We start from the raw sequence: 23,937 nt of genomic DNA, 5'->3' as shown, positions 1-23,937 counted from the left end.
GTGAGGAGGACGCATGGTGGACGAGCCCATCCCCAACTGGCCTGGCCGCATGATCGGCCCTGTCCACGTACGGTCGACCCCGCAGGGGCCACCGGAGCAGGCGGTGTTCGTCCACGGCCTGGCGGGCAGCGCCACCAACTGGACCGACCTCATGCAGGAGCTGAGCGACCTGGTCCAGGGCCACGCCCTCGACCTCCCGGGCAACGGCCACTCACCGGCGCCGGAGAACGGCGACTACACCATCCCCGCCCACGCGGAAGCCGTCATCGGCCTGCTGGAGGAGACCGGCCCGGCCCACCTGTTCGGCAACTCCCTCGGCGGGGCCGTGTCCGTGCGCGTGGCGGCGACCAGACCCGACCTGGTCAAGTCCCTGACCCTGGTCAGCCCCGCCCTCCCCGACCTCCTTCCCCGGTACGGCCCGGCCCGGGTGGCCGCGGCAGCCACCCCGCGCATCGGCGAATGGGTGGCCGACAAGCTCCGCCTGGTCCCGGCCGAGCAACGCATCAACGCCAGCCTCGCCATGTGCTACGCCGACACCGGCGTCGTCCACCCGGCGCGGCTCAAGGACGCCGTCGAGGAGCTGCGCAGGCGCGACGGCCTGCCGTACTCCTCCATGGCCATGATCGGCTCGGCCAGGGGCATCGTCGCCGAGTATTTCCGCAGGGGCGAGCAGAACCTCTGGCGCCAGGCGGCCAGGATCACCGCCCCCACCCTGATCATCCACGGCAAGCGCGACCGGCTCGTCCGCCCCGCCACGGCGTACAAAGCGGGGAAGATCTTCAGGACGGTCAGGCTCGTCCTGCTCCCCAGGGCCGGGCACGTCGCGCAGATGGAGATGCCCAAGGTCGTGGCCGCGGAGGCGCGCCGTCTGATCCTTGAGACGCGATTGGGGAATGCCCCACTGCCCAGCTAGGTTTCACCCTGAGATAACAGCCCTGAAACGGGAGTAGGAACCGTGTCGTTGCCACCGCTGGTCGAGCCGGCCGCCGAATTGACCGTTGAGGAAGTGCGCCGCTACTCGCGCCACCTGATCATCCCCGATGTGGGCATGGCCGGGCAGAAGCGGCTGAAGAACGCCAAAGTGCTCTGTGTGGGCGCGGGAGGTCTTGGCTCGCCGGCGCTGATGTACCTGGCCGCCGCCGGCGTCGGAACGCTGGGCGTCATCGACTTCGACGTCGTCGACGAGTCGAACCTGCAGCGCCAGATCATCCACGGCCAGTCCGACGTGGGCAGGCTCAAGGCCGAGAGCGCCGCGGCCACGGTCAAGGAGATCAACCCGCTGATCGACGTGATCGTGCACAACGCCACGCTCACGACCGACAACGTGATGGACATCTTCTCGGGCTACGACCTCATCGTCGACGGCACCGACAACTTCGCCACGCGTTACATGGTGAACGACGCGGCCGTGCTGCTCGGCAAGCCGTACGTCTGGGGTTCGATCTACCGCTTCGACGGCCAGGCCAGCGTGTTCTGGGCCGAGCACGGCCCCTGCTACCGCTGCCTCTACCCCGAGCCCCCGCCCCCCGGCATGGTCCCGTCGTGCGCTGAGGGCGGCGTGCTGGGCGTCCTGTGCGCCTCCATCGGCTCGATCCAGGTCAACGAGGCCATCAAGCTGCTCACCGGCATCGGCGACCCGCTGGTCGGCCGCCTGATGATCTACGACGCCCTGGAGATGAAGTACCGGGACCTCAAGGTGCGCAAGGACCCCGAGTGCGTCCTGTGCGGCAAGAACCCGACCGTCACCGAGCTCCTCGAGGACTACGAGGCGTTCTGCGGCACGATCTCCGACGAGGCGGCCCAGGCGGCCACCGGCTCGACGATCACCGCGGCCGAGCTCAAGGCCATGCAGGACAACGGCGACAACATCTTCCTCGTCGACGTCCGCGAGCAGGGCGAGTACGAGATCGTCTCCATCCCCGGCGCCACGCTGATCCCCAAGGGCGAGTTCCTGAACGGCTCAGCGCTGGAGAAGCTGCCGCAGGACAAGCGGATCGTGCTCCACTGCAAGTCGGGCGCGCGCAGCGCCGAGGCGCTCGCGATCGTGAAGAACGCGGGCTTCTCCGACGCCGTCCACGTCGGCGGTGGAGTGCTGAGCTGGGTGAAGACCGTCGACCCGAGCTTGCCGACTTACTAACGAGCACCCGGTACGCCGCATTAGTGTCAGTGCCGTGAACTCGTCCCGCGTCTGGCCCGCCCTCATGGCGGCCTCAGTGCTGACCGTGGTCTGCGCTGTGGCCGCCGGAGTCGCGGCCAGCGCGGCGGGCACGGAGCTGACGCGCGGCCCGACGCCGGCCGAGCTCGCGGTCGCTGCCAAGCGCGAGGTCGCGGGGCGCTGGCAGAGCTGGCAGGCCGGCAGGCTCTTTCCCGCCGCCGTCGAATACTCGGCCGAGCAGGGCGGCGAGGAGCAGGCGCACCGGGTCGGCATCTCGCCGCGCACCGGCTGCGCGGAGGCCGTCGACAAGAAGGCGGCCAAGGCGCTGCGCAAGGCCGGATGCAGGGGCGTGCTGCGGGCCACCTACCTCGACGCGCTGCAGGGTGTGGTGGTGACCGTGGGCGTGGTGGCGCTGCCCGACGAGCTGCGTGCCGTACAGGCCAAGTCGGCCTTTCCGCAGGCGGGCAAGCCCACGCCGGGACTGCGGCCGCTGGCCTTCGGCGGTACGGTGGCCGACCGCTTCACCGCCGACGTCAGGCAGTCCAGCTCCGTACGGCAGGCCGGGCCGTACGTCGTGCTCACCACGGCGGGCCAGGTCGACGGCCGCCCGGCACGGGCGGTCGGCGAGCAGCGCCCGGCCATCTTCGCCTTCGCCGCCGAGCTCTCGGAACGCATCCTCGCCGACCTGAGCGCGCCGGCCACACCCGACTGCTCGGCGGCGGAGTGGCGATGCTGAGGCTCCTTGGCGCGCTCACCCTGTGCGCCACGCTCACCCTGCCCACAGCGTCCGCGAGCGCGGACGACGTGCGCGGCAGCCAGCGGTCCGTGATCGACACCCTGGGGCTGTCCAAGGCGTGGAGCAGCAGCCAGGGCTCCGGCGTCACGGTCGCCGTGCTCGACTCCGGCGTGGACCCCTCGCACCGCGACCTGGCCGGGTCCGTGACCGTGGGCAAGGACTTCACCGAGGGCGCCAACCCGCCGGGCGTCGCGCCCAAGCGGCTGCACGGCACCTACATGGCCTCGCTGATCGCCGGGCACGGGCACGGGCCCGGCGGTGGCCAGGGCGTCATCGGGGTCGCGCCCAAGGCCAAGCTGCTGTCCGTCCGGGTGATCCTGGAGGACGAGGAGCCTGGGTTCAAGGAGTTCAACACCGCCGAGCGCTACGAGGACGTGGTCGCCAGAGGCGTGCGTTACGCCGTCGACCACGGCGCCGACGTGATCAACATGTCGATCTCGAAGGAGTTGGCGACCAGGGAGGAGCGCGCGGCGATCCGCTACGCGATCTCCAAGGGCGTGGTGCTGGTCGCCGCGGCTGGCAACGACGGCGCGCGCAAACCGGACGCCAGCGGCTTCGCCCCCTACTCCTACCCGGCTGCCTTCCCCGGCGTGATCTCCGTCGGCGCGATCGACCGGGGCAAGCGCAGGGCGTCCTTCTCCAACTGGAACCCGTCGGTCATGGTCGCCGCGCCCGGTGTGGACATCCTGGGCGCTGGGCCGGGCAACGAGTACTGGGTCGGCAGGGGCACCTCGCAGGCCACCGCGCTCGTGTCCGGCGTCGCCGCCCTCATCAAGGCGAAGTACCCGAAGATGTCGCCCGCGCTCGTCGTGCAGGCGCTCACGGCTGGCGCGACCAGCAGGCCGTCCGGCGGTTACGACACGGGCACCGGCTTCGGCGTGGTCAACGCGGCCGGGTCGCTCGCCGAGGCCGCGCGCCTGGCCGGCCACACCCACACCGCCAAGGGCGCGCAGGTGCTCGATCCGGAACGGTCCCTGGCCAAGGCCCAGGCCCCGATCCAGGTGATCCACCGCGACCAGCACCGCATCACCGTCTACAGCGCGATCGCCCTGGGCGCGGGAATCTGCGCGTTCGTCTGTGTCGCCGTCATCGTCGCGCTGGTCAGGCGGGTGCGTCGCACTCACCTCCCGCAGGACGCATGATCTGCCCCCGTAGGGGGACGAAATAGACACAGGCCGGTAACGAATGAGGAGTGGTGAGCGACCAGTCCAACAAGGCGCGCCGTAGGTCCACCTCGGGACTGCCACGCGCCGACGAGACCGCGGGCGCGGGCAACCCGCTGGGCGCCGCCGCGCGCCGTCGCTCCCGCGTGCGCGCGTGGCCTGGAGCGCCCAGCAGAGGCCGCTCGACCGCGGTGCGCGCCCGCGCGGAGATCCTCGCGATCCAGCAGGGAGTGCAGCGGCGCAAGCTGTTCGTCTGGCTGCTCGGCGCGATCGTGGCGGTCTCGATGGTGGTCGTGCTGATGGGCACGGTCGGGCTGATCTCCGAGACCAGGTCGCGCCCGCTCACCGCCGCCGAGCAGGCGCGGTACAAGCAGGAGGAGATCGCCAGGCGCTGGCAGGCGTGGCCGGCCGCGGGGGTCTTCCCCGAGGAGGTGCGTTACCTCGGGCTCGACAGCGCCACGCAGTACGCGCGGCGGGTGGGGATCGCGCCGGAGACCAAGTGTGCCGAGGCGGTCGACCCGCCCATCGGGGCGGTGCTCGACACGCACGGCTGCGTGACGGTCCTGCGCGCCACCTACCTCGACGAGACGGCGACCTTCGTCATCACGGTCGGCGTCGCCGTACTCCAGGACGAGGACTCGCGGGTGTCGGCCACCGAGGAGCTCACGCTGGACGACCGTGTGGGCGTCCTGCCCGTGCCCTTCGAAGGCACGGTCACCGAGCGGTTCGGCCTCGAACAGCGCCAGCGCAGCGGCTGGGTGGGGGCCGGGCCGTACGTCGTGTTCTCGACCGCCGGATACGCCGACGGACGCACCCGCGCGGCCGTACCGGCCGAGGAGATCCTGCACAGCGAGCTGTGGTCCACGGCCAAGTCGATCGGCAACCAGATCGCCTACTTCCTCGCCGACCCGCCCAACGTCCCGCCGTGCACGCAGGGGAACGTGTGCTGACCTCCCTGAGGGTGCTGACCGCCCTCCTCACGACCATGTACGGCACAGCGGCCCCGCCGGTGCGTGAGCAGCAGCAATGGGTGCTCAGCGCGCTCAACGTCGAGCAGGCCTGGGCCGTCACCAAGGGCAAGGGCGTCACCGTCGCCGTCGTGGACAGCGGCGTCGACCCCAAGCTCAAGGAGCTGCAGGGCCGCGTCTTCGTCGCCCCGGACATGAACTCGGCCGCCCTCGACACCAAGGTCAAACCCGGGTTGCACGGCACCGCGATGGCCGCCCTGATCGCCGGTTCCGGCGCGGACAAGGGCCTGGTCGGCGTCGCGCCCGAGGCCTCGATCATGTCGCTGCCGCTGGTCATCGACGAGGAGCCGGGCGACGCGGTCCCGCCGCAGGAGGACGAGCGGACCGGCTCCGACAGCGCGCTGGCCAGGGCGCTGCGTTACGCGGCCAACCACAACGCCAAGGTCGTCAGCATGTCGATCGGCAGTTACGGGCCGGACAAGGCGGAACGCGAGGCCGTCGCCTACGCGCTGGAGCGCGGCGTCGTGCTGATCGCGGCCGTGGGCAACGACGGCCAGACGCAGTACGCGCAGCAGAACCACACCTCCTACTGGTCCTTCCCGGCCGGATACCCCGGCGTGATCGGCGTCTCGGCCGTCGACAAGCTGGGCAAACGGGCGCCGTTCAGCAGCGACAACCTCTCGGTGCTCGTCTCGGCACCCGGCGTGGACGTCCCGTCCGTACGGCTCGGCGGCGGCTACACCGGCGTGACCGGCACGAGCGCCTCGGCCGCGCTCGTCGCGGGCGTCGCCGCGCTGATCAAGTCCAAGCACCCCGACATGCGCCCCGAGCAGGTCGCCCAGGCGCTGGCGTCGAGCGCGCGCGGCAGGCCGCCCGCCGGATATGACGACAAGGTGGGGTTCGGGGTGGTCGACGCTGGAGCGGCGCTGAACGCGGCGGACGCGCTCGACGGCAAGGCGCGCGACGTCGCGGTGCCGGACGACCGGCACTTCGGCGCGGGGGAGGACTCGCCGGTGCCGTCCAGGCCGGGGCCGGACCCGTGGCGGCTGGCCCTGTTCGGCGGTGGAGCCCTGCTGGCGCTGGCCATGTTCGGTGTCGCCGTCGCGATACTCAACCAGCGCAGGATCCGCTAAGGTCGCGCGTCATGGAGCCTTTTGCCGAACGGGTGCTCGAGGTCGTGGAGCGCATCCCGCCCGGCATGGTGATGTCCTATGGCGACATCGCCGAATATGTCGGTGAGGGCGGTCCCCGCCAGGTGGGCAAGGTCATGTCGACCTGGGGCGGAGGCGTACCGTGGTGGCGCGTCGTACACGCCGACGGCACGGCGGCCGGCGGCCTGCTCGACCGGGCGATGGCGCACTGGCTCGAGGAGGGCACCGTGGTGCGCGGGGAACGAGTTGACATGCGGCGTGCCAGGTGGGACGGCGCCACGCGCTCAGCGGATTTTCAGCAACGCCGCTGACCTGCTTCTCCGCCCTCCGCGCGATTCCCGCACATGTGATTCGCATTACCATTGCAGGGACAGTCTGAAAGGCGGTGCCTCCCCGATGGCCACCGGCGTCACAGCCCCGAGCCCGAGCGGCGACCTTGTCGCCGAGCGCTTGCGGGCTGTTCAGGACCTTTGCGACCGGGGTGAACCGCTCGAAGCGGTGATGCGGGCCGTCCAGGAGGGCGGGCTCGACCCCCAGGAGCGCCGCAGGGCCGACGCCGAGATCCTCGCGGGCCCGCTGGGCGTGCGCATGGACCAGGCGGTCAAGCGCGGAGCCGCGCGCAGGCGCGAGCTGGTCACCCTGATCGGCCCCTACCTCGCCCAGGTCGACCCGGCGATCAAGCGGGAGCTCCCGGTCGCCAGGCGGCTGTTCTGCTACCTCCTCGAGAACCGCGACCTCGACGACCTCGTCGAGGGCGACGCGCTGGTCCAGGTGGTCACCGCGGCGGCCGAGCCGTCCAAGCGGGTGCGCAAGGGCCTGCGCTGGTACGCCGACCTGCCCTTCGGCGACGGCCTGCCGCCCGAGCTGCTCCGGCTGCGCCGCGCCGACCTGGTGCCGGTGACGCAGATCCACGACATCTCCTGGTCCGGCGGCAGGCTGCGGATCAGCGGCTACGCCTACCTCGCCGGGCTCTCCGTGCGCAGCAGGCGCTTCAACTGGGCGACCGTGGTCCTGCGCGGCCCGCGCTGGCTTCCTCCGGTGCGGCTGCGCACCAGGCGCGTGCTCGCCCCCGAGGCCACGCACGGCGCCCGCGAGCCAGGCTGCAACTACGACTGGTCCGGCTTCACCGCCGAGCTGTCGCCCTGGTCGCTGCGCTGGCGCGCCGGAGTGCGCGCGCTCGCCAGGGGCGGCAGGCGACTCCTGCGCCGCCGCATGGCCGTACAGGAGACCACCACCTGGCGGGCCGAGATCGTCTTCTGGAGCCGCGGCGCCCGCGCCACCGGCCTGCTGCGCGGCGCGGCCGTCGGGCACACCGAGCGGCCCGTCGGGCTCAAGGTGCGGCCCGGGTGGTGGGTGCGCCCCGTCTGGACGTCCGACCGGGCCCTGCAGGTCGTGCTGCAGCCCAACAGGGCCGAGCTGACCGGCGTCACGCTCGACGGCGACCGGGTCGAGCTCCGGGTCTTCCTGCCGGGCAAGAGCGTCACCAAGGGCCACGCCAGGCTCGGCGGGCACCGCATGGCGGCCGACTTCACGCCGGTGAGCGGCGGCACCGACGTCGTCATCGCGCTGGCCGCCCACTCGCTGCTGCAGGAGAAGGACGGCAGGCGCCTCTGGGTCGAACCCAAGGGCGACCCGGCGGCCTCCGTCATGCTCGCCGACTCGGGCGAGACCCGGGTGGCGGTCGGCGACCGCGAGATCACCGTGCTCGGCGACCGGCGCGACCGCGTGGTCGTCTCGGCGCACCGCATCCGCCCGGTGATCACCTCGGCGGTGTGGGAGGGGTCCTCCCTCGTGCTGTCCGGGGACTACCCGGACGTCGACGGCGCGCGTTCGTTGTCGCTGCGGCACCGCTCGGGGCTGCTGCACACCGTGCCGATGGAGCGCTCCGGCGACCGGTTCTCCGTACGGCTCGCGCCTGCGGCCATGGCGCGCTTCGGCGAGGACACGCCGCTGTCGTCAGGCACCTGGAACCTGTCGGTGCGCCACCCGTCCGGCGAGATCGTGCCGGCGCGCATGGACCACGCGTCGCTGGCCGCGCTCGACGAGGGGCCGCGTGCCATCGGCGGGCACTCCTTCCGCGTGCTGTCCACCCGGTTCGACGTGCCGGTGCTCATGGTCGAGGAGGTGCGGCCGGACGACGAGAAGGGCGTGGGCGGCACCCACGTGCTGCGCCGCGTCTTCTACCCGGCGCAACGCACCCAGCCGCTCAACGACGCCACCGTCTACGTCGTCAACGACGGCCGCCTCTACGCCGACAGCGTGCGCGCGATCTACGAGGAGCGGCTGCGGCGGGGCGACGACCGCGAGCACATCTGGGTGGTCAAGGACGGCGCGTTCGTGCCGCCCGGCGACCCGTCGATCGTGCGCGCCGGGAGCCGGGAGCACCACGCGGCGCTGGCCCGCTCGCGCCACATCGTCACCAACGCCTTCCTGCCCGCGTGGTTCCGCGCCCGCGAGGACCAGGTGGTCGTGCAGACCTGGCACGGCACCCCGGCCAAGCGCATCGGCAACGACCAGCCGCACATGACCCGCGACCCGCGCCCGCCGGTGTGGCACCGGCAGGCGGCCGAGGTGCGCGGGTGGGACGTGCTGCTGTCCCAGTCCCCGTGGGCGACCGAGGTGCTGCGCAAGGCCTTCGGTTACCAGGGCGAGGTGCTGGAGAGCGGGCTACCGCGCAACGACGTCCTGGTCTCCCCGGACCGCTCGGCTCTGGCGGCCGCGATCCGCACGCGGCTGGGGTTGGCCGAGGGCAAGCGAGTGGTGTTGTACGCGCCGACGTGGCGCGACTACGACCGCAAGAACGCGATGGTCAAGCTGGACCTGGCGAAGGCGCGCGAGGTGCTGGGCGCCGACCACGAGATCCTGGTGCGCGCCCACCCCATGCAGGCGATGCCCGCCGTTCCCGACATCGCCCACGACGTCACCACTTACCCCGACATGGCCGACCTGCTGCTGATCGCGGACGTTCTGGTGACGGACTACTCGTCCTCCATGTTCGACTTCGTCGCGACCGGCCGGCCGATCGTGTATTACACGTATGACCTGGACAAGTACGCGTCTCGCCGCGGCCTGTACGTCGACCTGCCCAGCCAGGCCCCTGGGCCGCTGCTTTCCACGTCGGCCGAGGTGATGGAGGCGTTGCGGTCTTTGGACTCGGTGGCGGGGGAGTACGCGGAACGCTACGAGGCCTTCCGCGCCACGTACGCCCCGCGCGACGACGGCAAGGCCACCGCCCGCGTCGTCGACCACCTTTTCTCGTAGAGGGCCTTCCGGGGTTCGGGCCCGCGCGAAAGGGCTCGCCAGAAGGGGCTTCGACGTACTTCCAGTCGGGGCAGGCCCCGACCCCTGAAGGGCCTCGCTGGCGCTCGGGCGCTTTCCTGGCGGGCTCCGCCCGCGCTGTCGCGATGTGCTTGTCGCGTGGGAGATCCATCGCCCATGGTGCTCCGTACAAAGGCTCATGGCGTCACCATGCGGCGCTCCGTCACGCACGAAAGTACCGTGGATTTCGTGACCGTTCCGCACGAAGCCCATCCTGACCAGCCGGAGATCACGCAACGCGATCTGGATGGACGCTCAGTGGAGATCGTGGACGCTGTCGAGCGTGGGGGCTGCTTCCACGTCGCCCACGATGGCCACCGAATCGGCGAACTCGTCCCGCAACGGCGAACACGGCGATTTGTCCCCCGGGAGGACTTTCTGGCTATGCCACGCACGGCCTCCCTCGTCGACCCCGAGGATTTCCGCGCCAGCGCTCAGGCGTTCATCGACGACGAGGTCGCGGACCCGTACGGCCGCTGACTTCGTGCACTCTCAAGGGCTTGCATTGTCATCCTGAGACGAGGAATGAGCTGCCCGGGAGAGGTGGCGATCAGCGTCGTGACCCCTGTCGAGGTGTCGGAAGGGATGCTCCAGGCGGCGCGGATCTACGGTCGCATGGTGGTGGCCCTGGATGTAAGCCGCGCCGTCGGATGGCCGACCTGATGATCGCCGCCATAGCGATGAGCTGCCGTTGTACACAACGTCCGTCGATCCTGAACTGACGACCGTAAAGGTGCGGCAAAGAACGTGGCCGGCCGTACCGGCGTGGCGGCGGGTGTGGGGGGTTGTTCGGAGGTACGTTCGGCCGCAACGGTCAAGTCGGCACGATCTACCCCTGCGGTCTGATGGAATCTAGGGTTGTGAGTGGTCAGACCTGGCGGTTGGTGCGGCGTGGAGGCGGGGGGCCTGTTGCGGCCCCTGTGCTCGACGAGCATCAGCGTGCCGTCGTTGACCACACGGGCGGGCCCATGCTCGTTCTCGCAGGTCCAGGCACCGGCAAGACGACCACGATCGTCGAGGCCGTCGTCGACCGGGTCGAGCGCCGCGGCACCGACCCGGAACGCATCCTCATCCTGACCTTCAGCCGCAAAGCCGCGGAAGAGCTGCGCCAGCGCATCACCTCCCGCATGCGCCGTACCACCCGCACCCCCCTCGCCCTCACCTTCCACAGCTACGCCTACGCCCTGCTGCGCCGCGAGGCCGTCGCGGCCGGGGTGCTGTCGCCGCGCCTGCTCACCGGGCCCGAGCAACTGCTGGAGATCCGCCGCCTGCTCCACGGCGAGCTCGAGGACGGCGCCGTCTTCTGGCCACGCGGGCTGCACGAGGCGCTCAAGACGCGCGGGTTCGCCGAGGAGCTGCGCGACTTCCTGTCCCGCGCGGGCGAGCGTGGGCTGGACGGCTCGCGGCTCGTGGCGCTCGGTCGGCTGTACGGCAGGCAGGACTGGGTCGCCGTTGGCGGGTTCGCCGACCGGTACCAGCAGCGGTTCGACCTCGATCCCGAGCCTTCGCTCGACTACGCGGAGCTGATCAGGGAGGCAGGGGGGTTGCTGGCCTCGACGGACGTGCGGACGCGGGAGCGCGGGGCGTACGACGTGGTGTTCGTGGACGAGTACCAGGACACCGACCCGGCGCAGGAGCTGTTGCTGCAGCAGTTGGCGGGGGAGGGGCGTGACCTGATCGCGGTCGGCGACCCTGACCAGTCGATTTACGGGTTCCGTGGGGCTGACGTGCAGGGGATCCTGAAATTTCCCGAACGGTTCCGCGACAGGGCTGGGCGGGAGGCGCCGGTGGTGGCGTTGCGCGTGTGCCGCCGGAGCGGCGCCGACCTGCTGGAGGCGACCCGCCGCATAGCCACCCGCCTCCCCGCCGCCCCCACCCCCCAACCCACCCCCTCGCTGGCGACTTCTCCAACGACCACGGCGGTCTCTCCCAAAACGTCCAGCACCGCAGGGGACGCCTCCGCGACCGTTGACCCCAACAGCCCTGAGCCCACGGCAGCAGCCGACCGCCCATTGGCGTCCGACGAGCCTGGGTCCGTCGATCGTGCGACAACCGACGGGATCGACCGCGCGGCCGACGAGCGCGGGTCGGGCCGTGGCTCAGCCGATGTGAGCGGGTCCGGCGATCGTGGGGCTGGTGGGAGCGGGTCTGGCGAGAGTGACGCTGGCGATCAGGCGGATGGTGGGGCGACGGCTGGGGCTCGGGTAGGCGAGGCTGGGGACCGTACAGCTGGAGTTCGTGCAGGCGAGGCTGGGGACCGTACGGCTGGGGCTGGTGTAGGCGGGGTTGGGGACCGTACGGCTGTGCAGGGCTGGGGGGTGCCGGAGCGGCGGCGGGCGCATGGGCATCGGGAGTTGCTGCCGATGCCGGACGCCGAGCCGGGCGATGTGAAGGTGTTGCTGGCTGACAGCACCTCTCAGGAGGCCGCCGTGGTGGCGGACACGCTCCGGCGGGCGCATCTGATCGATGGGATTCCGTGGCATCGGATGGCGGTGCTCGTGCGGTCGGCCACCCGGCAGGTGCCCTTGCTGAGGCGCGCGCTGGTGACGGCCGGGGTGCCGACGATGGTGGCGGGTGACGAGGTGCCGCTGGCGCAGGAGCCGGGGGTCCGTCCGTTGCTGACGGTGCTCAGGGTGGCCATGGACGCCCAGGCGCTGGACGAGCCGGTGGCCGAGGAACTGCTGACCGGCCCGCTGGGTGGCACGGACATGCTGGGTGTACGCCGACTCCGCCGCGCCCTCAAGATCGCGGAGAACGAGGCCCTGCTCGCCGACCCCCACGACCCAGCGGACGAACCCCGGGAGGCCGGAGAAGGACCTCGGGGCCAGAACCCCGAGGTTGCCATGGCCGGACCTCGGGACATCGCCAGCGGCCCCGAGGACGTCGCCAGCAGGCCCGACGACACCGCCAGCGGTCCCGAGGACGTCGCCAGCAGGTCCGACGACGCTGCCCGCGAGAGCGAAGGCGTCGCCAGCGGACCCCGCGATGACGCTGAGGGGTCCGCGGATGTCGCCGACACGGCCACTGACGGGTCCGACCGCGTTCTGGACGGGGAAACGGTGGTGGCGCGGTCGTCGGGGGAGTTGATGATCGCCGCCCTGGCTGACGTCCGTGAGCTCGTCCGCGTGGAACCCCACGTAGCCAGACCAGCAGAACGCGTAGGCAACCTCCTCAAAGCCGCCCGCGAAGCCGTACAAAAAGGCGGCACCGCAGAAGACGTCCTCTGGGAAGTCTGGAACGCCAGCGGCCTAGCCAAGCAATGGACCGACACCAGCCTCCAAGGCGGCGCCAGAGGCGCGCAGGCCGACCGTGACCTCGACGCCGTGGTAGCGCTCTTCGACTACGCGGCCAAGTTCGTCGACAGGATGCCCAAGGCAGGCCCAGAGGTGTTCCTCGACGACCTGGCCGCCCAGGAGATCCCCGGTGACACGCTGGCGGACAGGGCTCCGGACGGCGACGCCGTACGGGTCCTGACCGCCCACAGGTCCAAGGGCCTGGAGTGGGACGTCGTGGTCGTCGCCGGCGTCCAGGAGGGCGTGTGGCCCGACCTGCGCCTGCGCGGGTCGATGCTGGGCGTGGAGGACCTGGTCCAGGTCTCCGAGGGCGCCCCGCTCGAAAAGGACGTGGCGGCGGCGAGCCTGTCGTCCAAGCTGCTCGCCGAGGAGCGCCGCCTGTTCTACGTGGCCGCGACCAGGGCGAGGAAGCGCCTCGTGGTGACCGCCGTGGGTGGCGAGGACACTGACGAGCGCCCGTCGAGGTTCCTGAGCGAGCTGATGCCGGGCGCCGTCGAGGAGGCCGGGGTGGACGACCGGGCGCGCTGGCTGAACATGTCGGCCCTCGTCGCCGACCTCCGCAGCGCCGTCACCGATCCCACTAAATCGGGGAAAATCCGACAGGAAGCCGCCAAGCACCTCGCCAGGCTGGCAGCCGCGGGCGTGCAGGGCGCGCACCCCAACGACTGGTACGCGCTCACCCCGATCTCCGACGACCGCCCGATCGGCTGGCCAGACGACATCGTCCGCATCTCGCCGTCGGCTGTGGAGAACTTCACCAAGTGCGGCCTCAGATGGCTGCTCGAAACCGCGGTCGGCGCAGCGGGCACCAGCTCCGCCCAGGGCCTCGGCACGATCATCCACGCGCTCGCCGTACTCGCCGCCACCGACCTGCCCAGCGAGGACCTCCTCGGCAGCCGCCTCGACGAGATCTGGAGCGAGCTCGACTTCGGCGGCGTCTGGTTCAACCGCAAGCAACGCAAGGTCGCCGAGCAGATGATCAGCAAGTTCGTCCAGTGGCACAAGGAGAACCCGCGCGAGCTGATCGCCCTGGAGGAGGCGTTCACCGCCAGGGTCTCCGAGGGCGTCGAGATCAGGGGCCGCGTCGACCGGGTCGAGCGTGACGACCAGGGCCGCGCGGTGATCATCGACCTGAAGACCGGCAGCTCCAAGCCCAAGCCTGGCGACCTCGACCGCCACCCGCAGCTGGGCGTCTACCAGCTCGCCGCGCTCCTTCAGGCCTTCGCCAAGCACGGCATGACGGAGCCGGGCGGCGCCGCGCTGGTCCAGGTGGGCAAGGCGGCGGGCAAGGAGGCGCTGGAGCAGTCCCAGCCCGCGCTGGCCGACGACCCGGACCCCGGCTGGGCCAAGGACATGGTCGACACCGTCGCGATCGGCATGTCGGGCCCGTTCTTCCAGGCCAAGGTGAACGACGGCTGCCGCACCTGCGCGGCCAGGAACAGCTGCCCCGTCAACGACAACGGGGGCCAGGTGTGCTGAACCCGATCGAACTGGCCGAGAAGCTCGGCATCCTGCCGCCGACCAGCGAGCAGGCCGCGGTCATCGAGGCGCCGCTGGAGCCCATGGTCGTCATGGCCGGAGCCGGGTCAGGCAAGAGCGAGACGATGGCCGGCCGCGTGGTGTGGCTGGTCGCCAACGGCCTGGTCAGCCCGGAGCGCGTGCTCGGCCTGACCTTCACCAGGAAGGCGGCGGCGGAGCTTGCCACGCGCGTCCGCGAGCGGCTGAACGGCCTGGCCGAGGCGGGCCTCGTCGCCCCCGAGGCGCTCGACAACGAGCCGACCATCTCCACCTACCACGCCTACGCCGCCCGGCTGGTGCAGGACCACGCGCTGCGCGAGGCGCTCGAACCCACGATGCGCCTGGTCACCCCGGCCATCTCCTGGCAGCTCGCCTCCCGGGTGGTGGCGATGTACGACGGGCCGATGGACAAGATCGAGCTCGGCCCACCGTCGGTGACGGCAGCCGTCCTCGACCTGGCCGGGGAGCTGTCCGAGCACCTGCGCACCGCCGCCGACGTACGGGAGGTGGGCGCGTGGCTCCAGGAGGGGTACGGCAGGCTGACCGGCAGGACGATCGCGCAGCAACGCAAGCCGCTGGCCGTACAGGAAGCCAGGGAGCAGCTGCTCCCGCTGGTCGAGGCGTACGAGCGGCTGAAGCGCAGGCGCGAGGTCATCGACTACGGCGACCAGATGTCGCTCGCCGCCCGGATCGCGGAGAAGCATGCGGAAGTGGGGGAGATCGAGCGCTCCCGCTACTCGGTGGTGCTTCTGGACGAGTACCAGGACACCAGCCACGCGCAGCTCGTCCTGCTCAGGAGCCTGTACGGCAAGGCCCACCCGGTCACGGCGGTCGGCGACCCCTGCCAGTCCATCTACGGCTGGCGCGGCGCCTCCTCGGGCAACCTGCGGCGCTTCGCGAAGGACTTCCCGCTCGACAAGGGCGAACCGGCGCCGATCAAACAGCTCTCGGTGAGCTTCAGGAACGGCGACCGGGTGCTCGACGTCGCGGCGCGCGTGCAGCTCCCGCTGCGCATGGAGGCGCGCGAGGTGCCGGTCCTGGTGCCCGGTTCCAACCGGGTCGACCGGGGACGCGTGGTCTGCGCGTTCCACGAGACGGCCGAGGACGAGGCGAAGTGGATCGCCGACGGGATCTCCAAGATCATCGATCAGGAGGTGGCCCCCGACGGGCTCCCCTGGGGAGAGAAGGAGCGTAAGAAGACGCTCGCCGTACAACCCCAGGATGTGGCCATCCTCGCTCGAAAGCGCTCACAGTTCCCCGCGCTGCGCAGAGCGCTCGAAGAGCGCGACATCCCCGTCGAAGTGGTCGGACTGGGCGGCCTGCTCACCGTGCCCGAGGTCAACGACATCGTGGCCACGCTCCGCGTCCTCTACGACCCGACGGCCGGAGACGCGCTGGTCAGGCTGCTGGCCGGGCCGCGCTGGCGCATCGGGCCCGCCGACCTCAGGCTGCTCGGCGACTACGCGCGCGAGCTCAACCGCGAGGCCCGCGAGGGCGCGCGCCGCGAGCGGGACCCGCTCAACCAGGTGGTCGCCGACCTGGCCGAGGAGCGCGGCAGCCTGGTCGACGCGCTCGACGAGCTGCCCGACCGCGAGGAGTGGCTGGAGGCGTTCGCGCCGCTGGCCAGGACGCGGCTGGTCGCCGTCGCGCAGGAGCTCAGGAGCCTGCGCTCGCACACGGCGCAGCCGCTGCCCGACCTGATCAACGAGGTGGAGCGCAGGCTGGGCCTCGACATCGAGGTCGCGGCGCGCGGCGGCACGGTCAGCGCGTTCGCCGCCAGGGCCGACCTCGACGCGTTCCTCGACGCCGCCTCGCGCTTCGCTGGCGACGCCGAGGATCCGACGCTGGGCGCCTTCCTGGCCTACCTGCAGGCGGCGGAGAGCGAGGAGTTCGGGCTGGAGGCCGGGCGGGTGGGCGAGAGCAACAGCGTGAAGCTGATGACCGTGCACGCCTCCAAGGGCCTGGAGTGGCCGGTCGTGGTCGTGCCAGGACTGTCGCAGCTGGTCAGCTCCAAGGGGCACATCGCGATCGGCAGCATGTTCCCCGCGACGCCGGTCACCAACAGCAGGTGGACCGACAACCCGCGCAAGCTGCCCTACCCGCTGCGCGGCGACGTGGCCGACCTGCCGCGCCTGTCCGGGCTGGCCAAGGAGGAGCTGATCGCCTTCGAGGAGCAGTGCCGCGAGCGGGACCTGATGGAGGAGCGGCGGCTGGCCTACGTGGCCGTGACCCGCGCCCACTACCTGCTGATCGCCTCCGGCTACCGGTGGGGAACCGCCACGAAGCCGCTCGAACCCTCCGACTTCCTGCTCGAAGTGCGCGACACCGCCGATCGCATCGCGTTCTGGGCGCCTGACCTCGAAGAGGGCGCGACCAACCCGTTGCTGGCCGAACCGGCCGAGGCGACGTGGCCGGTCGAGCCGGAGGGGCTGCGTTACGAGTCGGTCCTCGACGGCGCCCGCCTGGTGGAGGACGCCCTGGCCGGGATGCTCGACGAGGCGGACGGGCCGGCGCGCGCCTCCTCCTTCGACGAGGAACGGCTCAAGGCGTGGGAGCGCGACACCGAGCTGCTGCTGCGCGAGCGCGAGATGTACAGGAAGGTGAGCCAGACGACGGTCGAGCTGCCGTCGAAGCTGACCGTGTCGTCCCTGGTCACGCTGGCCGAGGACGCCAAGGAGCTGGCGCGCAGGATCCGGCGCCCGGTGCCGCGCAAGCCGGCTCCGCTGGCCAGGCGCGGGCAGTCGTTCCACCGGTGGCTGGAGTCGCGGTGGGACCAGCAGCGGCTGATCGACGACTTCGAGCTGCCCGGTGCTTATGACGAGCCGGAGGAGGTCGACGTACGGCTGGCCGAGCTGCAGGAGCGCTTCGAGGAGAGCGAGTGGGCGGGGCGGGAGCCGCTCGACCTGGAGGTGCCGTTCGAGACGATGATCGCCGACCGGTTGGTGCGCGGGCGGATGGACGCGGTCTTCGAGCTGCCTGGCGGGTCGTACGAGGTGGTCGACTGGAAGACCGGCGAACGCCCGACAGGCAAGGCGGCCCGAGCTGCGTCGGTTCAGCTGGCCGCGTACCGGCTGGCCTGGGCGCACCTTTCAGGGGTGCCGGTCTCGTCGGTGCGCGCGGCGTTCCACTTCGTGCGCACCAACGAGACCATCCGCCCGGTGGACCTGCTCGACGCGGCCGGGCTCGTCGCCCTCATCGAGTCGATCCCCCAGGCGTGAACAGCTCATCTGTCTCGATCGTGAGGTTGAAGGGGTCGGGCAGGACGAGCTTGTCGCCGCGATGGATGGTGATGGTCTTCTCATAGGGTGGGCGGCAGTCCTGGGGTGCCAGGTCGTCGACCGGACCACTCATGAGAACGAGCCTCTGCGGGTCGGCCAGCTGATCGATGATCAGGTAGAGCGGTACACCGGCACGGGCGTACTCGTTGGGCTTCTCCGCATAGTCGACGGCGGCGGTGCCCTTGGAGCAGACCTCGACTACGAGAAGCGTGGAGTGCCCGAAGATGTGCATCCCGTCGTAGAGCTCTGCCGCTTCCGGAGCGACGATGAGATCAGGCAGCCGCATGTCGCGGTGTGGCGGCACGTGCACGGCCAGACTCTGGAAGAAGACCCAGTCGTTTTCGTTCGCGAGCGGAAAGAGCGCTCGCTGCATCCTGTGAAGGATCTTTCCGCTGTCCGGGCTGGCCCACGGCACTACGACCACCTGCCCGTGGCTGAGCTCCGCAGTGAAGCCCGCGTCGTTGACCTCGAGACACAGGCTCTGAGCGTCGTTGAAGTCCACTTCCGCGGTATGAGGGCGAGGTGGGGCCATGACCATGATGGTGTCATCCTCTCCGGCTCCTGACGAGGGGTTGGCGGGCGATGCGGCGCCCGATTGACACCAAGGGTAGTCAGTCAACTCCCCATCGTCAGGTAAATCTCGAACACCAGTACCGATCAGGTCAGTGGTTCGCGCAGGTGGCGGTTCTTGTTGGGTTCGCGCTTCTCCTTGGTGTCGTCCACCTGGCGGATCATGTCGTCGCGCACCTCGGTGACCGCCGCGGAGAGGTCGGTCTTCCGTGACGTCGCCACCAGTCGCGGCCACCCGCTCACCCACAGCTCCAGCGTCGCGCGCTGCTCGGCCGTGTCGCGGTCCTTGATGCTGAGCTCCATGTCCACGGAGTCCGGCTCGTGGCCGCGCAGCCGCCGGTAGAGGCTCTCGAAGCGCTCCCCGATCCACTCGTGTTCCTTCTGCGCGAAGCCGGTCGCGATCCGCAGCCGTTCGGCGATCTCTGTCATATTGTCACGCTATCGTGACAGATAGTGAAAGTCCGGCTTGGGGTGCATCAGGAAGTCATGGTGGGAGATGTTCCACGCATACGCACCGGCCATGGCGAACACCACGGTGTCGCCCACCCGCAGCGAGGTGTGGATGTTCCTGGCGAAGACATCCTTGGGGGTGCAGAGCTGGCCCACCAGGGTCACCGGGCCGTCCAGCGAGGGGCCGGAGCCGGTCGGGAGGACGGTGAAGGGCTGGTCGTGCCCCTTGGTGACCGGGGTGCGCAGATGGTGGGTGCCGCCGTGCAACACCGCGAACATCTCGCCGTGCACCCGCTTCACGTCGATCACCCGGGTGACGTAGGAGCCGCAATAGGCGGTCAGCGCCCTTCCCGGCTCGATCCTGACCACTTGCCCTGTACGGCGGAGCGCGGCCAGACCTCGCCCATAAGCCGCCCAGTCGAACATCTCTGATGGATCCGCATAAGACACCGCCATCCCGCCCCCGACGTTGATCTCGTCGTAGGGATGCGCGAGCACGCGAGCGGCCACCTCCAGCAGCCGCGGCGCGGGCAGCCCGCTGGCCAGGTGCGCGTGCAGGCCGCGCAGCCGTACCCGGTCGGTGAACAGCGGCAGGCACTCGGCCAGCCCGTCCTCGTCCATGCCGAACGGCCCGCTCATCTCCAGCGCCGCGCCACCGACGTCCAGTCGCAGGTTGGCCCGCAGCAGCACGTCGGCGTCCGCACCTGTCGCGAGCAGCCGCCTCAGCTCGTTGGGCGACTCGACGTGCACCCGGTAGGCGTCCGCAGCGAGCAGCAACTCGCCGTCCGTCTTGCCCGGCCCGCCGAACGCCACCCGCGCCCCGAAGCGCCCTCGGACGTGGTTGTACTCGCCGCCCGATGACACCTCGAAGCCGTCCACGTGGTCGGCGAGCACCTCGAGGAGCTTCGGGTCCGGATTGGCTTTGACCGCGTAGTAGAGCTCGATCCCCGGCAGAGCCGCTCGAACCATCCCAGCGTGCGCGTCCAGCGCGGCCAGATCGTAGACGTAGGCAGGAACGTCGACGTCGATCATGCGAACGGGTTCGCGATCGGCACGTACCCGGCGGACCGGTCGGCCCCGCGCGCCCACCGCACGGTCAGGTTCGCCTTGGCCGGAAGCGGCGCCCCCGCCAGCAGATCCGTCAGCGGCAGCGGCCACCCCACGGACCCCGCGTAAGCGGCCAGGATCTCCCTCGCCGACCGCCACAGCTGGCGCAACACCTCGTCGGACGGCGCGAGCGTGGCCGCGACCTCGGTGAGGTGGTTGACCATCAGGCAGTAGACGACCCGGCTCCAGCCGCGCTCCTCGTCGTAGGTCAGCGCCTCGGCCACCCGCTCGGGCAGCCCGCGCAGATCGTGGCCGACCAGCTTGGTGCCCTCCAGGTCGCGGAACACCGCCTCGACCGGCATCCCGGACGGGTCCAGCCCGACCAGGACGTTCTGCAGATGCGGCTCCAGAACCACCCCGTGCCGGATGAACAGGTCGAGCACCGGCAGCGCGACCGTGCGGACGTAGGCCGCCCACCAGGCGAAGGGGTCGCAGCCGCGGGCGGTCACCGTACCGGCCAGGACCGGGGTGACGCCGGGGGCGACCACCGACCACGGGCTCTGCCTGACGATCACCCCGAGCCCTTCGAACAGCCGTTTCCCCAGGTCGGCGGTGCGGTAGCCGGGCTCGGCCAGCCACCGGGTGCCCGGGAAGCGCCTGGCGACGTCGGCGAAGATCGGCGCGAGCCGTTCGGTCAGCGCCACCGCCCCGGCCAGCTCGTACCAGGCGTTCTTCCGCACGCAGTTGGTGATCCGCACATCCACGCTGAACTTCAGGCACACCTCCGCATCCGGCGCGTAGACCGTGCGGACCGACGAGGTGGGCACCACGCCCACGGCGGAGTCGCCGAGGTCGATCAGCCGGTCGTCGAAAGCAGGAGCGAGCAGGTCGAGTTGCCACGGGTGCGCAGGAAGCAGCACGTATCCGGAGGGCGCCGCACCGAGCAGGTCGAGCGCGGACGAGTCGCCCTCCCCGGCCACCGCGTCGCGCCGCACCCCCAGCAGCCGCAGCGGGAACTCCGCGTGCGCCTCGGGCGCGTACCGCAGCCACCCGGACCCGCCGCGCGCCTTGGGCGCCGGGTGGAACGGGTGGCCGAAGACCAGCGACTGCTCAGACTCCAGCCACGGGTCGGCGGGCGGCTTCGTCCCCGCCCGCGCCGCCAGGATCGCGGCGAGCGCGTCACGGCTGGCCGCGACCTGCTCGGCGAACTCGGGGTTGTCCGTGGACGGGTCCAGATCGGCCTGCGCCAGCCGTACGAGCTCGTCGAGGGTCAGCGGGAGCCACGACCCCAGCTCGAGCCGCTCGGGGGCGCCGGAGAAGCGCAGCGCGGAACCGCCGCTGGTGCGCACCCTGATGAGCGCGCCGCCCACCTTCAGCAGCAGGTGGGGTGAGGCCGGCCAGACCGCGCCGCGCGGCCCGGCCACCTCGCGTACGCAGCAGCGCAGCAGCGCGTGGAGGGTGGCCTCAGCCGCGACGGCTGCGGGCGGGTCCAGGACCAGGCTGTCCACTCAGGAGCTCCTACGCAGGTAGTTGGGTCCGCTGGTGCCGTAGAACTTGTTGATGTCGCGCGCGCCCGACCGCTGCTTGGTCTTCAGGGTGCCCGCGGTGATCATGGACTTGCCGGTGAGCCTGGCGGCGTCGAGGGTGCGGGCGCGCAGCAGCTTGGCCATGGGGTGGTCGCCGTGTTCCGCCAGCGCCTCGGTCAGGGTGTCGCGCACGAGCCTGGCCGCGGCATCGGCCGGCAGTACGGCACTGGCCACGGCGGTGGCGGCGAGGTGCAGGGTGATGGTGACGAACACATCGGCCAGGGCGTGCGGGTCGTCGGTGAGCATGCGCTCGTCGGCGAAGTCGGGCACCTTGACCCCGGCGGCGGCCAGCCTGCTGGGGGAGGCGAGCAGGCCGTCGTTGTCCTTGACCAGCAGCTTCAGCACGTCGTCTGTCACGACGACGGCGAGGTTCTGCTGGTGGGCTTCGAGCGCGACGCCGTACTCCACGAACAGCCGGACGTTCCAGCGGAGCAGGAGGCGCAGGTAGTCGCCGAGCGCCTCGGGCATGACCTGGGGGAGCGCGGCGACGGGCACGATCCTGCCGGCGGGGAGCTTGCGGATCATCCAGGCGAGGTATTCGTGGCCCGCGTGCCCGTAGGTCTGCTCGTCGGCGACCAGCACGCCGGGGTCGGCCAGCTCACGGACCAGCAGCTCGGCACGGGCGCCGTCGTCGAGGGTGGCCGGCTTGATCGAGCGCCGGTTGAGCCTGCCGAGCGTGCTGGTGGCGAGGGGGAGCTTGAGATGGGTCCGCTCGTCGACGGCGACGGTCCGCATGGACAGCGTCGGACGCACCAGCAGATAGCTGTCAGGCGCGACGACAACCCCCTCGATCCGCTCAACCTCCCCCAACGACAACGGATGCACAGGAAACAGGGCGTGCGTGTCTGCTTTTCCGGGGATGCCCGGGTCTTTGGGGAGGCCCACATCCTCTGCGCTCGGCCACCAAGGCGCCGCGTCGGCGGGCCGGTGTACGGCGGAGCCCGGCGCCACCCGCACGGCGGCCCACCGAAGCTCGAACGACGGCGCGAACTCAGGCGCATAGGCCAGCAAATCCGCCTCCGACAACCCACTCCGCGCCCGAGATGTCGGATAAATCGGGTGGTCCACAAAGGCCGCCAACGTCTCATAGTCGGCCAAGCTGCTCCCCAACACAGCCGGACGGTGGGAGTCCAGCAGCTCAAGCCCCGCCAACGCCTCCACGCACTCCTCGAAAAACGCGGCCACCCCCTCCGCGTCCTCCTCGTCAGCCAGCTCAGCCAACGTGTGCAACACCTGCTCAAGCCCCAAAAGCTCCCCAGGCGCCACCACGAAGTCCTGGAACACCCCAGCGGCCAGCCGCACCGACCGCCCGTCGGCCAGCACCAGCGCCACCCCGTCCCGGCTCCGCGTCACCCGCTCAGCCAGCCCCCCGTAGTTCTCACGAAGCAAAGCGTCCAGAACCCTGGCAGCCAGGTACGGTTCCCTCACACGATCACCCAAGGCCGCTCGGCACGAAACCCCTCGACCGCCGCCTCCACCACAGAACGCGACGCCCCGACCGCCCGGATCACCCCGAGATAGTCACGGTTGGTATGCGTGACCTCGACAGACTCCCCAACCCGGCGCACCGGCCGATGCCACAGCCTGACGTCCCCCTCGTGGACCTCGACCACCCCAGGCCCGGAAGCGATGACCCCGGACCGCTCGGCGACAACACTCACAGCAGTGCCGTACCGCCCAGAAGGGGAGAAGGACCGCACAGGCTCCCCCAGATGCACCCGCAGGATCTCCTCGAACAGCTCCACCCCAAGGATGTCGCCCAGCAAAAAGTCGCAATGGTCACCGATGACGCGATAGTTCACCTCAACGATTCTCGGCCCACGCGCCGTCTCCACATACTCGGTGTGGCACGCCCCGAACCCCACCCCGAGCGCACGAAGCGCGGAAAGCACATGATCGTGCGACCCGTCGGGCGCCCAGTCCAGCCGTTCCTCCACGAAGTACGGCAACGGCCCCAACGTGGTCGCGAACCCCCCGAGCACCCGCGTCCCGCGATGATCCCCCAGCGTCTCCAGGGTGCGCAGCGGCCCCTCCAGATACTCCTCGACGACCAGCGCCTCCCCGGGCCGCCGCCCCCTGACCTCGGCGACCGCCTTCTCCAGCGACGACTCGACCAGCATCACGTCCTCGCTGGCCACCCCCTCGCGAGGCTTGACGACCAGCGGGTACGGCAGGCCGTCCGGCACCGGGTCGCCGGGCGCCAGCCGTACCGACAGCACCTGCTCCACCCCGGCGGCGGCCAGCCGTTCGCGCATGAGGAACTTGTTCTTGGCCGACAGGCACGCCCGCCAGTCCTTGCCGGGGAGCCCGAAGTAGTCGGCGGCCAGCGCCGTCTCGGCCTGGAGGTGGTCGGAGTTGGAGAAGATCGCGTCCGGCCTGCCCAGATGCGCGACGGCGTCTATGATCGCGCGTGGGTCGCGCACGTCGCACAGGACCGCGTCCGGGTGCTCCGCTGGACGGTCGGTGAGCACGGTCACGTCGCAGCCCAGCGCGCGGGCGGCGGGCAGGAACCCGTCGGTCACCGAGTCCGTCGGTTTGAGCGCGGTCACGTAGAGCCGCAACGCAGGGCACCCCCAGATCAGGTAAGGCTAACCTAAGTGGCAGATCATAGCCGCAGGGAGATCGTCTCACCGCCCGGATGGAG

General features: G+C 70.8%; 17 protein-coding genes. 11 read left to right on the top strand and 6 right to left on the bottom strand.

Going from position 1 to position 23,937, the window contains the following annotated elements:
- The first annotated feature begins 13 nt into the window (after positions 1-13).
- From ACIBG8_RS47090 to ACIBG8_RS47040, 11 genes are all read left to right on the top strand, one after another.
- Complete coding sequence (locus tag ACIBG8_RS47090) at positions 14-913, top strand: alpha/beta fold hydrolase (RefSeq protein WP_397349840.1); 900 nt, start codon at positions 14-16, stop codon at positions 911-913.
- Between the two features lie 42 nt (positions 914-955).
- Positions 956-2,137 carry an adenylyltransferase/sulfurtransferase MoeZ gene (gene moeZ, locus ACIBG8_RS47085; RefSeq protein WP_397349839.1) on the top strand — a complete coding sequence of 394 codons (1,182 nt, stop codon included), beginning with the start codon at positions 956-958 and terminating at the stop codon, positions 2,135-2,137.
- Between the two features lie 34 nt (positions 2,138-2,171).
- The gene (locus tag ACIBG8_RS47080) at positions 2,172-2,891 is read left to right on the top strand and encodes a hypothetical protein (protein WP_397349838.1); all 720 of its coding nucleotides are present in this window, start codon (positions 2,172-2,174) and stop codon (positions 2,889-2,891) included.
- Complete coding sequence (gene mycP, locus ACIBG8_RS47075) at positions 2,885-4,093, top strand: type VII secretion-associated serine protease mycosin (protein ID WP_397349837.1); 1,209 nt, start codon at positions 2,885-2,887, stop codon at positions 4,091-4,093. Before ACIBG8_RS47080 ends, mycP begins: the two co-directional genes overlap by 7 nt.
- A gap of 53 nt (positions 4,094-4,146) precedes the next feature.
- Positions 4,147-5,064 carry a hypothetical protein gene (locus ACIBG8_RS47070; RefSeq protein WP_397349836.1) on the top strand — a complete coding sequence of 306 codons (918 nt, stop codon included), beginning with the start codon at positions 4,147-4,149 and terminating at the stop codon, positions 5,062-5,064.
- The gene (locus ACIBG8_RS47065) at positions 5,058-6,215 is read left to right on the top strand and encodes a S8 family serine peptidase (RefSeq protein ID WP_397349835.1); all 1,158 of its coding nucleotides are present in this window, start codon (positions 5,058-5,060) and stop codon (positions 6,213-6,215) included. Before ACIBG8_RS47070 ends, ACIBG8_RS47065 begins: the two co-directional genes overlap by 7 nt.
- An 11-nt stretch (positions 6,216-6,226) precedes the next feature.
- The gene (locus ACIBG8_RS47060) at positions 6,227-6,544 is read left to right on the top strand and encodes an MGMT family protein (protein WP_397349834.1); all 318 of its coding nucleotides are present in this window, start codon (positions 6,227-6,229) and stop codon (positions 6,542-6,544) included.
- A 190-nt stretch (positions 6,545-6,734) separates the two neighbouring features.
- The gene (locus ACIBG8_RS47055) at positions 6,735-9,494 is read left to right on the top strand and encodes a CDP-glycerol glycerophosphotransferase family protein (RefSeq protein WP_397349833.1); all 2,760 of its coding nucleotides are present in this window, start codon (positions 6,735-6,737) and stop codon (positions 9,492-9,494) included.
- Between the two features lie 246 nt (positions 9,495-9,740).
- The gene (locus ACIBG8_RS47050; protein ID WP_397349832.1) at positions 9,741-10,031 is read left to right on the top strand and encodes a prevent-host-death protein; all 291 of its coding nucleotides are present in this window, start codon (positions 9,741-9,743) and stop codon (positions 10,029-10,031) included.
- 440 nt (positions 10,032-10,471) lie between these two features.
- A complete protein-coding gene (locus ACIBG8_RS47045; RefSeq protein WP_397349831.1) occupies positions 10,472-14,323 on the top strand; it encodes a UvrD-helicase domain-containing protein in 3,852 nt (1,283 codons plus the stop codon).
- Positions 14,317-17,580: an ATP-dependent helicase gene (locus ACIBG8_RS47040; protein ID WP_397349830.1), complete on the top strand. Its 3,264-nt coding sequence runs from the start codon at positions 14,317-14,319 to the stop codon at positions 17,578-17,580. The genes ACIBG8_RS47045 and ACIBG8_RS47040 overlap by 7 nt, the downstream gene beginning before the upstream one ends.
- Here the strand turns inward: ACIBG8_RS47040 and ACIBG8_RS47035 are convergent.
- The 6 genes from ACIBG8_RS47035 to ACIBG8_RS47010 all read right to left on the bottom strand — a co-directional run bounded on the left by ACIBG8_RS47035 (position 17,555) and on the right by ACIBG8_RS47010 (position 23,854).
- Positions 17,555-18,142 carry a Uma2 family endonuclease gene (locus ACIBG8_RS47035; protein WP_397349829.1) on the bottom strand — a complete coding sequence of 196 codons (588 nt, stop codon included), beginning with the start codon at positions 18,140-18,142 and terminating at the stop codon, positions 17,555-17,557. The genes ACIBG8_RS47040 and ACIBG8_RS47035 overlap by 26 nt on opposite strands.
- Positions 18,143-18,297: 155 nt before the next feature.
- Positions 18,298-18,639: a hypothetical protein gene (locus ACIBG8_RS47030; protein WP_397349828.1), complete on the bottom strand. Its 342-nt coding sequence runs from the start codon at positions 18,637-18,639 to the stop codon at positions 18,298-18,300.
- 9 nt (positions 18,640-18,648) lie between these two features.
- Complete coding sequence (locus tag ACIBG8_RS47025) at positions 18,649-19,692, bottom strand: type III PLP-dependent enzyme (RefSeq protein ID WP_397349827.1); 1,044 nt, start codon at positions 19,690-19,692, stop codon at positions 18,649-18,651.
- The gene (locus ACIBG8_RS47020; protein WP_397349826.1) at positions 19,689-21,215 is read right to left on the bottom strand and encodes an IucA/IucC family protein; all 1,527 of its coding nucleotides are present in this window, start codon (positions 21,213-21,215) and stop codon (positions 19,689-19,691) included. Before ACIBG8_RS47020 ends, ACIBG8_RS47025 begins: the two co-directional genes overlap by 4 nt.
- The gene (locus tag ACIBG8_RS47015; RefSeq protein WP_397349824.1) at positions 21,216-22,721 is read right to left on the bottom strand and encodes an IucA/IucC family protein; all 1,506 of its coding nucleotides are present in this window, start codon (positions 22,719-22,721) and stop codon (positions 21,216-21,218) included. It lies immediately after the preceding gene.
- Positions 22,718-23,854 (bottom strand): acetyl-CoA carboxylase biotin carboxylase subunit family protein, encoded by a 1,137-nt coding sequence (locus ACIBG8_RS47010; protein WP_397349823.1) that lies wholly within the window; start codon positions 23,852-23,854, stop codon positions 22,718-22,720. Before ACIBG8_RS47010 ends, ACIBG8_RS47015 begins: the two co-directional genes overlap by 4 nt.
- Positions 23,855-23,937: the final 83 nt, after the last annotated feature.

It is taken from the genome of Nonomuraea sp. NPDC050556, assembly GCF_044457355.1.
Lineage (GTDB): Bacteria > Actinomycetota > Actinomycetes > Streptosporangiales > Streptosporangiaceae > Nonomuraea.
The sequence above is the reverse complement of the archived record's forward strand: the minus strand, read 5'-3'. Positions and strand labels throughout refer to the sequence as shown.